Source organism: Shewanella algicola (assembly GCF_014648035.1).
Classification (GTDB): Bacteria; Pseudomonadota; Gammaproteobacteria; order Enterobacterales; family Shewanellaceae; genus Shewanella; species Shewanella algicola.
Genome location: NZ_BMQI01000022.1, coordinates 39,994 through 54,347, shown reverse-complemented (window position 1 = coordinate 54,347; position 14,354 = coordinate 39,994). Strand labels below are relative to the sequence as shown.

At 41.6% G+C, this 14,354-nt stretch carries 13 protein-coding genes; 8 read left to right on the top strand and 5 right to left on the bottom strand.

The window, feature by feature from the left end; all coding sequences use genetic code 11:
* Window positions 1-26: 26 nt before the first annotated feature.
* Both IEY42_RS11150 and coaD read right to left on the bottom strand, forming a co-directional pair.
* Window positions 27-1,508 carry a capsule assembly Wzi family protein gene (locus IEY42_RS11150; RefSeq protein WP_188925302.1) on the bottom strand — a complete coding sequence of 494 codons (1,482 nt, stop codon included), beginning with the start codon at window positions 1,506-1,508 and terminating at the stop codon, window positions 27-29.
* Between the two features lie 8 nt (window positions 1,509-1,516).
* The gene (gene coaD, locus IEY42_RS11145; protein ID WP_188925301.1) at window positions 1,517-2,011 is read right to left on the bottom strand and encodes a pantetheine-phosphate adenylyltransferase; all 495 of its coding nucleotides are present in this window, start codon (window positions 2,009-2,011) and stop codon (window positions 1,517-1,519) included.
* Between the two features lie 245 nt (window positions 2,012-2,256).
* On the opposite strand from coaD, the gene IEY42_RS11140 reads away from it, so the two are divergent.
* The 4 genes from IEY42_RS11140 to IEY42_RS11125 all read left to right on the top strand — a co-directional run bounded on the left by IEY42_RS11140 (window position 2,257) and on the right by IEY42_RS11125 (window position 6,329).
* Window positions 2,257-2,559, top strand: a complete 303-nt coding sequence (locus tag IEY42_RS11140; RefSeq protein ID WP_188925300.1) for a hypothetical protein — start codon at window positions 2,257-2,259, stop codon at window positions 2,557-2,559.
* Window positions 2,560-2,650: 91 nt separating this feature from the next.
* Complete coding sequence (locus tag IEY42_RS11135) at window positions 2,651-3,364, top strand: YjbF family lipoprotein (RefSeq protein WP_188925299.1); 714 nt, start codon at window positions 2,651-2,653, stop codon at window positions 3,362-3,364.
* Window positions 3,361-4,137, top strand: coding sequence for a capsule biosynthesis GfcC family protein (locus IEY42_RS11130; RefSeq protein WP_188925298.1), 777 nt, complete (start codon window positions 3,361-3,363; stop codon window positions 4,135-4,137). Before IEY42_RS11135 ends, IEY42_RS11130 begins: the two co-directional genes overlap by 4 nt.
* A 2-nt stretch (window positions 4,138-4,139) precedes the next feature.
* The gene (locus tag IEY42_RS11125; protein WP_188925297.1) at window positions 4,140-6,329 is read left to right on the top strand and encodes a YjbH domain-containing protein; all 2,190 of its coding nucleotides are present in this window, start codon (window positions 4,140-4,142) and stop codon (window positions 6,327-6,329) included.
* A 90-nt stretch (window positions 6,330-6,419) separates the two neighbouring features.
* Here IEY42_RS11125 and IEY42_RS11120 read toward each other — a convergent pair whose 3' ends face one another.
* On the bottom strand, window positions 6,420-7,493 hold the full coding sequence (locus tag IEY42_RS11120) for a CDP-glycerol glycerophosphotransferase family protein (RefSeq protein WP_188925296.1): 1,074 nt from the start codon (window positions 7,491-7,493) through the stop codon (window positions 6,420-6,422).
* 227 nt (window positions 7,494-7,720) lie between these two features.
* On the opposite strand from IEY42_RS11120, the gene IEY42_RS22370 reads away from it, so the two are divergent.
* Window positions 7,721-8,590 (top strand): adenylyltransferase/cytidyltransferase family protein, encoded by an 870-nt coding sequence (locus IEY42_RS22370; RefSeq protein WP_229780019.1) that lies wholly within the window; start codon window positions 7,721-7,723, stop codon window positions 8,588-8,590.
* A gap of 76 nt (window positions 8,591-8,666) precedes the next feature.
* Here the strand turns inward: IEY42_RS22370 and IEY42_RS11110 are convergent, their stop codons facing one another.
* Window positions 8,667-9,716 (bottom strand): glycosyltransferase family 9 protein, encoded by a 1,050-nt coding sequence (locus tag IEY42_RS11110; protein ID WP_188925295.1) that lies wholly within the window; start codon window positions 9,714-9,716, stop codon window positions 8,667-8,669.
* A 109-nt stretch (window positions 9,717-9,825) separates the two neighbouring features.
* Between IEY42_RS11110 and IEY42_RS11105 the strand changes: the two genes are divergently transcribed.
* A complete protein-coding gene (locus IEY42_RS11105) occupies window positions 9,826-10,545 on the top strand; it encodes a 3-deoxy-D-manno-octulosonic acid kinase (protein ID WP_188925294.1) in 720 nt (239 codons plus the stop codon).
* A 205-nt stretch (window positions 10,546-10,750) separates the two neighbouring features.
* Here the strand turns inward: IEY42_RS11105 and waaA are convergent, their stop codons facing one another.
* Window positions 10,751-12,013, bottom strand: a complete 1,263-nt coding sequence (gene waaA, locus IEY42_RS11100; RefSeq protein ID WP_188925293.1) for a lipid IV(A) 3-deoxy-D-manno-octulosonic acid transferase — start codon at window positions 12,011-12,013, stop codon at window positions 10,751-10,753.
* A 129-nt stretch (window positions 12,014-12,142) separates the two neighbouring features.
* On the opposite strand from waaA, the gene IEY42_RS11095 reads away from it, so the two are divergent.
* Both IEY42_RS11095 and IEY42_RS11090 read left to right on the top strand, forming a co-directional pair.
* Entirely contained in the window at window positions 12,143-12,799 is a 657-nt protein-coding gene (locus IEY42_RS11095; RefSeq protein ID WP_188925292.1) for a TetR/AcrR family transcriptional regulator, read from the top strand.
* A 331-nt stretch (window positions 12,800-13,130) separates the two neighbouring features.
* Complete coding sequence (locus IEY42_RS11090; protein ID WP_188925291.1) at window positions 13,131-14,324, top strand: glycine C-acetyltransferase; 1,194 nt, start codon at window positions 13,131-13,133, stop codon at window positions 14,322-14,324.
* Window positions 14,325-14,354 lie beyond the last annotated feature (30 nt).

Here is a 14,354-nt window from a genome sequence, read left to right as displayed (position 1 = left end):
TAGGCTCCCTTATTTAACGATAGTGTTTAGAATCGATATTCAAAAGTAGAAAACATCGTAGCCTGCGTATCATCGTCTTGCACTTCAAACTCAGAGTTAGCCACACTGCCACCCAAGGTCCACATGCCATTAAACACTGGCATACGATAAGACAACTCCAACATCAATAAATCTTCTTTCAATGGCTGTGGAGCCCATACACTCGCGCGATTAGCACCATCTTTATTTAGCTGAGCATATCGCAATATAGAGGTAAAACCATGACTGTTTTCAAACTGCCCAATTAAACCAAGAACATAGGTTTGTGCATCACTATCATAGGTGCTGCCATATGCTCGACCATAATAACGTGAACCACTTTGGTACGTGGAGTGCTCGTAAAAGCAGTTATATTGAGACTCCGTATTACAATTCACCATGGTGTCAGAATATTCAAAAAACACTTTATATTGCTGCTTTGAGAAGCTAAATCGGGAGTCTACTCCCAACATCTGTCCACAATCAGCCATACTCGTCGCACTTGATGCATTTTCGCAAGTTTGTTCTATATATAAGCCGATAGGAACACCAAACCACTCATCGGCATAACGTATATCAAAACCTGTCATCTGATTTGTATTACTGATGCAATCATCATTAGCACCACATTCTTGAGGATCTGTAATCGCCTCTATCGCACTATCAAAACTGCACTCTTGACCTTCTCCACAAAACATTGCTGTCCACGAAATGCCTAATTCAAGCTGTTTTAATGGCTTTATTGAGCCTCGAAAAGACCATAGCGCAGCATTCGAGGCATAGCGATCTTGTTCAGCTAAGCTCACTCCCGCGGTCAGTGTCCAATCCCCTAACCAAGAAAGCCAAGGTGTTTCAAATGCCTGAGGATTATGCCTTGTGACAGATAATGATTGCATGGGCCTTGCGTTCGTTGACAAATGTAACGACGAGTCAAACCCTGGTCCCCACCATTGCGCGACAGATCCAAATGTAGTCACCCAATTACCAAAAATAAACGCGACATAATTATCGTCAAAACGAAAATCTTTATCATCACTTGGATCGTAATTTACTGACGCTGAGAGTTTGTAAGCGATATGTTGGCCTAAATACTCATGTGAACCTTGTAATTGGCCTTTTTCGCGATAATCAGAGCCAAAATGCTGAAAACGGGCTGCATCAGTTGCTGCTGCAACCTTTATTCTTGAATTCCCACGATTATTAACAGCACTTTGGTAATAAAAATTCACCCGAGCGTAGGCATCGACAAGATCCTGACTTAGCAATGACGGTTCTGCAATGGCTAAGTCACGACCAATACCAGACCACATCAATGGAAATGTATTAATAGGTGAAGTTATAACTCCAACATCAGCTAGCGCTTGTATATCTGCACGTAAGTATATATCACTTGTATCAACCCAAGGGGCAGCCTGTGTTACCGTGCACAATAATACCGAACTGAGCCCTAATGAGGTCGCTAACTTACTAAAGTAAAATCCCTTTAACATCGTTCGAGTTATCCTTTATTGAGCGTATTTGTTTTTTGTTTCAATGCAGCTGCAATTTTTGGGTGAACAAATTGACTGACATCGCCACCATGCAGCGCCACTTCTTTCACTAAAGTTGACGATATAAATGAGTTTTCTTCTGATGGTGTTAAAAATACACTTTCGAGATCAGGGCTTAAACGGCGATTCATATTGGCTAACTGAAATTCGTATTCAAAATCAGATACCGCCCGCAACCCACGCACTAACACACTGGCATGTTGCTCTTTAGCAAAATCGACCAGTAAACCAGTAAACCCCACAACTTCAACATTATCTAAATGCGCAGTAACCAGATTGACTTGAGCTACGCGCTCTTCAAGACTAAACCTTGGCTGCTTTGACGGATTGGAAGCGATACCAATAATGACATGCTTGAATAACCGCGCCGCGCGTTCGATTAAATCAGTATGGCCATTCGTCACAGGGTCAAACGTGCCAGGGTAAATTGCTCTTCTATGCATAATACAAAGCCATCAACATGAGGGTAAATTTAGACGATTTTAACAGCTCATTACCATTCAACCCAATTGTAATTGATATTTAATTAAACTGTTTTTGTAAAAAAAAGCAAAATCGTGTAAATTGTCGATTCGATCTCGCTGGATATTTATTAAGCATTAGTATCGAATTATATATGGAAGTGAGTCGATTATATGCTAATCTTCCATTTAGGTGTGTTTGGACAATTTATGGGAAGACTTTGAATATGAAAAAATCAGTTATCGCGTTAACAACAGTTTTATTAATGATCGGTTCAGCTCATGCAGTTGATGGTGCTGAAGCAGGTTCTGGTACTGGCGGTGCTGCTGGCAGTGCTGGTGCAGCAGCTGGTGGATTAGGTGCTGCTACTGTCGGTGGTTTAGTTGTTGCTGGTGCTGTAGTGGTTGGTGTTACCGCCGCTGCTGCAAACGACAGTAATTCTGAAGATGGTTCTGGTACAGGTACTGGCACCACTACAACTAGTACTGGTACAGGTACTGGTACTACTACGACTTCAGTTACCAACTAAGTTGTAATTTTGTTTAAAAAAAGCACATTTCTTAATGTGCTTTTTTATTTTATTTTTACTGCTACGCCCAAGCTTAAGGAATTGAGCTCATATGTTTTCCATTTACCAAAAGCTACTCATCTTAATTTTATTTTGTACTTTGACAGGTTGTAGTAATACTTTTGTACAGATTGGTGGCATGTTCAAGGAAAGCGTCATTGGTTTACCTGATGATGATATAACTGCTGTTGATATTGAAAAGAGCCCCTACGCCAGTATCCACGTTAAAATCAACAATGCTCACAGATCTTACGTTCTATTAGCTTTTGCCGAAGCACCTCAAACATTACCAGCAACAAACTTTAATCCCCAAAACATGGAACTAAAATGGGTATCATCGGATTTTGGTATGCTAGTGACTCGCAATGGTCGCTTATTGAAAACACTAAACTTATTCGACGGCAATCTTCTAGAAATAAACAGTAAGCAACCAGATCCGCTTGCATTAGGTCTGCACTTAAACAGCACGCCACTGCATTGGCAAAGTACCATCGATTGGCAACCTGGTTATCATATTAACTATGAACAGCGGTCAACATTTAGCTTCGTCGCTGATGAAACGGTAATCATTAATGACAAACCATTAAACCTTAAAAAATTTAATGAGCATATTGTCATCCCGGATCTCGACCTTGAATACGACAATCAATTTTGGGTTGATGCTGCAAATGGAAATGTCATGAAAAGCTATCAGAAGATCGCCCCTAACCTTCCTTTCATTGAAATTACTCTTTTGAAGCCTTATGGATTTAAGGACGTTAAATGAAGCCGTTAATTCAAATATGCCTATTTTTATTAATGTTGTGCTCGCAATATGGTCACGCCACGACATCAATTACAGTCAGCCAAACAGTTCACGATAAATCACCCATCACATTGCAATATGAACAGGCACCACGCTTAGTTCAAGTCATACAAGACAGTCTTATAAACAGTAACAGTATTGCAATGACAGCTCAGCCAGAAGCAATCTATTGGGTGGGGGCGGCACTATACGATTACGACAGCGAAGGTGTATTTCAGCAAAAACAACGCAATGTATTAAATGCACTTAAAACTCAATATACCGACATGGGTAAGCCTGACCATATTCAATCTTTACAATCTTTGTCAGCCTGGGTTAAAAATCAACAGTTTCTAAAACGTGAATTCATTCCGTTAGATTTTGATTCTATTCGATTAAAAGCGACCTTAAATCCGCTTCTAAAAGGCTCATATTTACTCACTCTCCCCACTAAACCACAAGATGTTACCGTGCTAGGTGCGGTAATCCAAAATGGTTCACAGCCATTTAAACTGAGGCAACACGCAAGTGAATATCTAGATAACGCAATCCCATTAAGTGATTCGAATAACAGTTTCGCTTGGTTAATTCAGCCCGATGGCACATTGCATCAATACCCCATTGCCTACTGGAATAAACAACATATTGATATTGCACCTGGTGCAATTGTCTATCTTGAGTTTCAAGGGGTTAGAGAAAACGAACAAGCATTAAACCAACAGATACTCGAATTATTAAGACATTGGATACGTTAACCATGAATCAAGCAAAACAAACTGCCTTTTCTGTTTTTGCCATTTCATTCATGGTAAGCGGAATTGCTATCAGCGCTGCAGCGCACAGCGATGAACTATCAACGCCAAAGCTGACACCTTCACAATATGATTTTGGTGGTGTGGGTCTCATTCAAATGCCGACGGGCCGAATGGCGCCTGAAGGTGAATATAATGTCAGTGCAACCTTCAATGAAGATTATTACCACGCTGCAATGTCGTTGCAATTATTCCCATGGCTAGAAACCACCATACGCTACACTCAAGTCCCTGACGTACTCTACAGTAATGACCCAAGCTTCAGTGGTGATACCTATTACACAGATAAAGGTATCGACGTTAAATTACGCTTATTGGAAGAAAGCTATTGGATCCCAGAAACCTCTATCGGCGTAAGAGATATTGGCGGAACAGGCTTATTTGATAGCGAATATATCGCCATGACCAAAGGTTTTGGCCCATTTGATGCCACGGTTGGATTTGCATGGGGTTACATAGGTAATCGCGGTAATTTTAGTGACTCAGACAAAGCAGCATCAGTAGATTGTAATCGAGAAACTGGTTATAAAGGTACGGGTGGCGATGTTGATGTTGAGCGTTGGTTTAAAGGCTGTAGTGCCATTTTTGCTGGTATTGAATACCAAACACCCTGGGCACCATTACGCTTAAAAGTAGAATATGATGGTAACGACTATCAATCTGATTTTGCCGCACTGCGCACTGGTAATGAGTTAACACAAAGCAGTCCTTTTAATTTCGGTTTATTGTATCGAGTCAGTAATTGGGGCGATTTTAGACTCAGTTACGAACGTGGCAATACCGTCACACTAGGGTTTAGCTTATCAACAAACTTCAATGAGTTAAAATCAGATTGGCGCGAAAAGCCAAAGCAAACCATTGAAGACAAGCCGGACCTTGCTGACCGTAAAGTTGATTTACCTGAACTCAATAAGCAATTAGCCTTTGATGCGGGCTACAAAGGGGCAAAGATTTACATCAAAAATGATGAAATCACTGTTGTGGCGACCCAAACCAAGTACCGCGACCGAAAATATGCGCACGATCGCGCTGGGCGGATTTTAGCCAATCAATTTCCTCAAGCGAGTACCTTCACGATCATTGAACAAGTGGGTCATCTACCGACCACCGAAACTCATATTGATGCTAAGCAATTCAAAAGTGCGGTACAACATGAATATATTGGCGCTAATATTGAAGACAGCACCACCATTGTAGAACCTGTAATGCCTACCGAAATGGCTGATTGGGAAACACCTGAACAATGGAATTATGGTTTTGCACCGAAATTAGCTCAGTCGTTTGGTGGATCAGAAAACTTCTATCTGTTTAATTTTGGCATCAATGGTTCAGCAAGCCGTTGGCTTACCGACAATATTGAAATCAGCAGCTCTATTTATATCAATTTATTCGATAACTATGATGAGTTTAAATACGAAACGCCGCCCGATGGTACGGACCTTAAGCGTGTTAGAACCTTAGTCAGACAATATGTATCAGACACACCTGTACGAGTGGATAACTTGCAACTAACTTGGCTAGATAAGTTAAGTGAGAATATTTACGCTCAGGCATATGCCGGTTATCTCGAAATGATGTTTGGCGGTGTGGGGGCTGAGGTACTTTATCGCCCATTAGACAGCGAGTGGGCTTTTGGTATTGACGCAAACTATGTCAAACAGCGCGATCCTGACAACATACTCGGTTTTTTCGAAAATGAAATTAACTATGATGCCGACTCAGGGAGTTACTATCGTGCTCAAACCGGCGCATTTACTGGTCATGCAAGTGTCTATTACCAACCAAACTGGTTTGAAGATGTATTATTTAAAGTCAGTTATGGCCAGTATTTAGCCGAAGACCGTGGTTTTACCGTGGACTTTTCTAAGCAGTTTGACAGCGGCGTTATAGTGGGGGCATTTGCATCGAAAACCGATTTATCGGCAGAAGAGTTTGGTGAAGGTAGCTTTACCAAAGGGTTCTATATTTCAATTCCTTTCGATGCAATTTTACCCACGCCAGTATCAAACCGTGGCAGCCTAGCATGGCAACCATTAACACGAGATGGCGGTCAGAAACTCGGTCGCAAGTTTGAGCTTTATGGTGGTACAGATGCACGAGCGCCTTGGTTGAATAAACCTAGCACAGTGAAATAACCAACGTTTACACTCACAATAAAAAAAGGCAGAACTTTTACGTTCTGCCTTTTTTATATCTTTTGTTAATCACCCGATGACTTGCAACACTTAAGCCTTATCGTATGCCTCAATATAATCCACGATTCTCACCGATGCTAAGCCATCGGTAGGCCCGACATGCTCCTGTGTATATCGCTGTCTATTGGCTTGGTACGCTTGTGGATTAGCTAACTGCTCTGGAATGGCTTTGATTAAGGACTTATATTTGTCCACATGAAGGCCAATATCACTATACAGCACATTATCTTTACCAAAACGCTGCTCAAAACGATACTTGAAGATACCTCTATAAGACCATTTCAATTTGAAAAAGTTACACACAATCACAGGTCTATCTACTGCAGCAAACTCAAACAATGTACTCGACGCCTCACTCAACAAAATGTCTGCATGTTGAATAAAAGGGAGTAAAGATATGTCGTTTTCATTGGCGACATAAACGTTTGGATATGTTGACCATTTAGCCAATTTAGCCCGTTGATTTGCATACTGCTTCCTCACTTGAGTTAATGAGTGAGGCTTAATTAAGATGTTATATTCTTTAAAATCATCGGGCCAATTATCAGGAAAACACTCTAAAGAGCTTGGATTAAACGTCGGCGCGTATAAGATGGTTTTTTTGCTGGTATCTAAGCCTAAAGCGGTTAAATCTAAGCCCAAATCTTGATGTTTAAATAACGGGTCAAGCTTACAAAAGCCCACTTCTACAAAATTATCATTTGGATAATATTGTTTGATTTTTGCTAGCCGCAGCGAGCCTTCTATAAACCTCACTGTCATTGGCGTAATAGATTTATGATAGTACGAAGGCTTAGGCCCTACACCGTGCCCTAATTGCGCCGTTTTAGAATATTGATGTACGGAATCGAGATGAGGAAATTGATTACCAAAAAATATCCAATCCGGTTTTATCGTTAAATAGACTTGTTCAGCTTCTTGAGTATCAGTGACCCAAAGACACTCGACTCCAACATCATCAAATGTTTTAGCCAGAGCTTCTTGGTCATTTTTACTGCTATAACACACTAATTTTACTGTGTGTCCCCGAAGCGTTAACTCTTGAATAACTGGCATGTACTGCGGAATGTAGTACACATTTAATGTATCGAAAACGATAAACATAATACTCTCTTAATCTTTGATAGATCGGAAAATAGCTGAGGTGGTACAGCTAAAAAATTGATTATAACAACAAATTGTTATCTCTGTTAAAGTCACTGGTGACGCCATCTTAAAATCGTCATAAACGATAAAATCCCACGAAAGCGCTTAGATCTCCTTGCTGAGATAGACTCATAGATTCTGATAACTTAAGATATAAGCAAATTTTTGAACAATAAAGCCCTATCATGCCACAATCTACTTTACGAAAATTTGATTACCCACAAAGCTTAATTAAGTCATATCAACACTGGTATTTGTTACTCAGACCTGACCAACCTACTCTTGGTTCAATGGTGTTAGTGTGTAAAGAAAATGTCCACCAATACTCAGGCATTTCAACCGAAGCGGCGAATGAACAAAAACAAATCATTTCCGATGTAGAGAGTGTGTTAAATCACAGGTTTGACTGCCACAAAGTCAACTACCTTATGTTGATGATGGTTGATCCTGCGGTGCATTTTCATATTATCCCGCGATACGAATTTGCTACTGAATTTTGCGGTAAAGAATTTAGCGACAATCAATGGCCAAAAGCACCAAGCTTAGTTGATGAGTTACAGCTCGACGCTATCTTTAAAGCGGAACTATTAAAAACCCTAAAAAGTGACTTTGCAGCACTAGAGTCTTCAAATAAACCCACATCAAACAAAATGTATCGCCGCATGTATACATCAGGTTGTTTTGATATCTTTCATCAGGGGCATTTAAATATATTAAAAAACACTAAGGCATTATGCGATTACCTGATTGTAGGAGTGTCGACTGATGAAGTGATTATACAATCTAAGGGAAGGCCACCTATTATTCCATTTGAAGAGCGTATTTCGATTTTAGAAGCGAATCGATACGTTGACGAAGTGATCCCTCAAATTGACAAAGACAAACAAAAAGTCGTAGATGAATATCAAATCGATGCGATCTCGGTGGGTTCTGATTGGAAAGGAAAATACCCTAAAGTGAGCTGTGAGATGGTCTATTTTGACTACACACCTAATGTAAGCTCAACCGTGCTAAAGCAAAAGCTCAACATTACACCTAAGCTAGTTGAAAAATAAATTAACCTAAGACAATAAGCATTACTCGTTTGCAACTCATGAGGCGTAAACGAGTAGTGTCTGAGCAAACACAAAATTAGTTATCTTTTAGTTCCTGCGAATCCATTAACTTTTTCATGCTCCGTATTACAGCCTCTGTTTCTATCATCGCCATTAAATGTTCACCTTTAGCGCGAGTCCCCCATTTCACCTCAGCAGAAAACTGCTTGGCGATAACTTGTGGGTAAACACTCACAGTGTATTGGCGAGAGTGATAAGGCCCTGTGCGACCAGGGTTAGAATGAGCATATAAACCAATTACAGGTGTTCCTTGAGTGACCGCCATGTGTAATGGGCCGGTATCAGGAGCTAGCACCAAGCTTGCTTGTTTTAACACAGCTAATAATTGGGTTAAGGTTGTTTTACCCACTTGATTATCAAAGGTGTGCTGACTATGAGATTGAATAACATCAGCTAAATTTTTCTCAAGCGCGGTAGGCCCACCACATAACATCACCTTATAGCCTTGCGATATTGCGTAATCGGCTACTACAGCATAACGCTCAGGTAACCAGTTGCGCTCCGCTTTGCTGGCAGCAGCACAAATCACTAACACCTTATCGTCACCTATAAGCTGAGTCGCAAAGTCAGTATCGACTTGTGGCACAGGAATATGCCAATGTGGGGTTAAATCCGTCACACCAATGGCTTTTGCGAAGCCCATAAAGCCATCTAACACATGTGGCTCAGCGATAGGCTCAACAGCATGATTGGTCACCAACCATTGACCTTCTTTGGCTCGCGCTTTATCAAATCCGACTCTAATACGCGCCTTAATCATCAATGACGCTATTGTCGCTCGCAATGCCACTTGCATATGCAACAACACATCAAAATGTTGGCCTTTTAAATCACTACGTAGCTGAGCATAACTGCGCCAGCCTTTAGATTTATCGAAAATAACAAACTTAATGCCGGGTAAATGCTTAAGTAATTGATACTCAACTTTGCCGATCACCCATGTGATAGCTAAATCTGGATAATGCTTTTGAATAGCTTGAACCATCGCCACCGCGTGACACACATCGCCAATGGCGGACAAACGCAGTAAACATAATGAACGTATCGAACTAAAGTCAGCTTTCATTGAATATCCAATATGCGTCAGTGAAAAAGATGGAAGGAATGCAAGTGAGTGATCTTAAGGTATAATGTTATTTCGATCCACAATCAAGCCCGTGCTATTTGATAATTAGATGCAAATAAAAACTACCCAGCAAGGCCATATCGCCTGGTGCGAACCCAGTGCAGCTACTCTAACACCGCAAGATTTCTCTGTGGATGTATGGCAAACCAAAGCCGCAGTTGTAGGCCAGTCTAAAGGTCGCTATACCACCTGGTTTGTTAAAACAGACTCAGCGCAAACCTGGGTGTTACGCCATTATTGGCGCGGCGGATTGGTAGGTAAATTTAACCGCGACAGTTATCTATACACCGGCCTTAAGCAAACCCGTGCAATGGCGGAATTAGCGATATTAGAAACCCTTTACCAAGAGGGCTTTGCGGTACCTAGGCCCATTGCAGCCCATGTTGCACGTTCAGGTTTATGCTACAACGCCGACATTATTATTGAACATGTCGCAGACGCAAAAGATTTGGTCGCTTATTTAAGCCAACAACCTATTGATGAGCAACAATGGTATGCACTTGGTCAAACGATTGCTAAATTTCACCTACGTGGCGTGTATCATGCCGACCTTAATGCCAAAAATATTTTATTAGCCCACGAGCGTTTTTATTTAATCGACTTTGACCGCGGCGAGATACGTCAACCAGATAACGGTTGGCAACAAGCCAATCTAGACAGGTTATTACGTTCGTTTAATAAAGAACAAACAAAACTGCCAAGCCTTGCGTTTTCACAGCAATGTTGGCAGCAGTTAATTGAGGGTTATCGAAGCGTAAACGCAATATAAGTAATCTCAACTCTGGATAAAAAATATATTTCAAACAGTTCTTTGCACCGATAACGTTGTTAAATTTACTTGCAATAGACTCGCTATTGACGCGTAAGTTTGCCTAGTTATCAGCGCAAATTACAAGTTTGAATGTATCTTATGGAATTATTACTAGAATCAACGTCATTTATTCATCTCTTAACCAGAGTTGAGGTTAAGTAGGTTACGCCATCAGCGAATCAATAAACGAAAATTGCTTCGTTAACGCACCACGGTTTTGGCTTACCACGGCTAATGCGGCATCTGATGCTTGTTGATACTCAGCAGGGTTACGCCACTTAGCTGCTAAAAACTCAGCAAGCTCCTCAGCACCGGCAACACACTGCAATCCACCAGCATTGGCAAGTAACTCGGTAATTTCAGCAAAGTTCCAATGATTAGGGCCAACAAAAACCGGTAATCCCATGGCTGCGGGTTCTAAAGGGTTGTGGCCACCACCCTCAATCAAGGTACCGCCAACAAAAGCAAGGTCAGCAGCACCATAGAGCATCAATAACTCACCCATGGTGTCACCTAACAACACCTGAGTATCAAGGTTGACCTCATCATTCATACTGCGTCTGGCTAAATTCAGCCCAGCTTGAGTCACGGTTATGGCCGCTAAGTTAAATTGTTCTGGATGACGAGGTGCCATAATCAATAATGCATTAGGAAAGCTCACTAACAGCTGCTTATGCGCCGCTAATATCGTAGCAAACTCGCCAGGGTGAACACTGCCAGCAACCCAAATGGGAGTGCCGCTTCGTTGCCATTGACCGCGCATTTGCAACGCCTGTTGTTTTTTATCGGGGTCGATAGTGAGATCAAATTTAAGGCTGCCACAGACTTTAAGATTTTGCGGGTCAACGCCTAAGGCAATAAAACGTTCAGCCTCGGCTTGAGTTTGCACTAATACCAATGCGAGTAGTTTTAGCATCGGCGTCGATAAACGGCGTTTTTTGGCATATTTGTCAGCGGACTTTTGCGACAAGCGAGCATTGGCAAGCACTATTGTTGCCCCCTGTTGATTGGCAAAATGCAGCAAGTTTGGCCACAACTCCGTTTCCATAATGATGAAATGCTTGGGCTGTGTTTGGCGTAAAAAATGTTTAACCGCATAGGCAAAGTCAAAAGGCAGATAACAATGCTGCACCTTATCGCCCAATGCTTTTATGACCTCAGCGGAGCCGGTTGGACTGGTCGTGGTGACAGTAAATGCAAAGTGTGGATGCTGAGCTATAAGTTGTTTTATCAACGGCACAGCGGCAAGAGTTTCACCCATCGATACACAGTGGATCAATACATCGGTAGGCTTTAATTTTGCAAAACCAAAACGCTCAGACCAACGACGACGGTAATCAGGGCTCTTTATCGCTCTAAAAACCAAATATATTACGACCAGAGGCAATAAAAGATACAAAAATAAAGAATATAGGGTACGGTTCATGGAAGAAGAGTCATCGATTTTTGCTTGTCAGATAAACACAATGTTAACATAATCATATTGAGTCGGCTTAATGAAATGTTATCGCTGTATAAGCCAATATCCTAAGCTAAAAATGAATATGGAAATCATATGAAAACCCGCGACAAGATCGTTTTTGCCAGTTTAGAACTGTTTAACGAACACGGTGAACGTAGTATTACCACCAATCATATCGCCGCTCATCTCGGCATAAGTCCGGGAAACTTGTATTATCACTTTCGCAATAAAGAAGACATTATCAATTCGATTTTTGCCCAATACGAGAATCACTTAGAGTCAGGCTTTAAGCCTTATGATGATGAACCCATTACCATCGAATTATTAATGGGTTACTTTGATGCCATGTTTTATACCTTATGGCAGTTCCGCTTTATGTATGCCAACTTAGCCGATATTTTAAGTCGTGACGAAACACTTAAAAAACGCTACTTACACGCCCAACAACAAGTGCTCACTCGCTCAAGTGATATTTTGCGTAAGCTGAAAAAAGATGGCTTTCTTGATGTTGATGACAACAAAGTGACCGCCCTGGCTGATACCATAAAAATGATGGTCAGCTTTTGGATTAGTTATCAGTTGACCCAATCGAGCACATCTAGCATCACTAAAGCCACTTTGTATGATGGCCTGTTACGGGTGTTGATGATATTCCAGGCTTATGAAACACCGGCATCGTCGGCAACCTTTAGCCGATTAGAGCAACATTACCTCGACATCGCCAGTCAGGAGCGACATCAAGCCGCGTAATCAAAAGCTGACGCGGTAATGGCATACTTAAAGGTATACCGCTGTCTTTCAATCCGCAGATATCCGACTACAATTGTGCTCAGGTATTTGCGGATTTTTATGTATCACAAATCAACATCCATTGAACGTACATGTTATATATTAGTTTTTTTAATGTGAATAACGACTAGCCCCTAATCTAATTCATGTTGGTCTGACGACTAAAAAAAACGCTGTAGAGCGGCAAAAATAAAGGTTAGAATGCCAGCAACTCCAAAACACCCTATCAATTACAGCGGTGTTTTACTGCGTGATTTGGATAAGCATAATAACCATATTTAGGAGAACACAGGTGGCATCTACCTCTTTCTACGACCGTATTAATCAACAAATAGCTGACGTTAAAGCTGATGGTTTATATAAAAGTGAACGCATTATAGCTTCAGCCCAACAGACAGCCATTGAAGTTAACCACGAAAAAGTCATTAACTTCTGCGCCAACAACTATTTAGGTTTAGCCAATCACCCAGAACTTATTCAGGCAGCCAAAGCAGGCTTAGACAGCCACGGTTTTGGTATGGCATCTGTGCGTTTTATTTGCGGCACTCAAGACACTCACAAGCAATTAGAAGCGAGCTTGAGTGAGTTTTTAGGCATGGAAGACACCATTCTTTATTCTTCATGTTTTGACGCTAACGCAGGTTTATTCGAAACCTTATTAGATGCCGAAGACGCGATTGTGTCAGATGCGTTAAACCACGCCTCAATCATTGACGGTGTGCGTTTATGTAAAGCCAAACGTTTCCGTTATGCCAACAACGACATGGCTGATCTTGAAACACAATTAATTGCAGCTCAAGCCGCTGGCGCACGTAATATTTTGATTGCCACCGACGGTGTATTCTCAATGGACGGCGTTATCGCTAACCTCAAGGGTGTGTGCGATCTTGCCGATAAGTACGGCGCATTGGTGATGGTAGATGACTCACATGCCGTTGGCTTTATTGGTCAAAACGGCCGAGGCACCCATGAATACTGCGACGTAATGGACCGTGTAGACATTATTACCGGTACATTAGGTAAAGCATTAGGTGGTGCGTCAGGTGGATTTACCGCAGCCCAAAAAGAAGTGGTTGAATGGCTACGCCAACGCTCGCGCCCTTACCTGTTTTCAAACTCATTAGCGCCATCAATCGTTAGCGCCTCAATTCGCGTACTCGAAATGCTTAAAACAGGCCAAGGTTTACGTGAAGCAGTATGGGAAAACAGCCGTTATTTCCGTGAGCAAATGTCTGCAGCGGGCTTTACTTTAGGCGGCGCCGACCATGCGATTATTCCAGTCATGATTGGCGATGCTAAACTGGCCAGTGACTTTTCAAACAAATTGCTTGCTGAACATATCTACGTCATTGGCTTCTCGTTTCCTGTGGTACCTAAAGGCCAAGCACGTATTCGCACCCAAATGTCTGCCGCACACACTCGCGAGCAACTCGATCATGCTATCGGCGCCTTTACCCGCATTGGTAAAGAAATGGGTATTATCTAACTCGCTCATATCATTAAGCTCGGGAATACT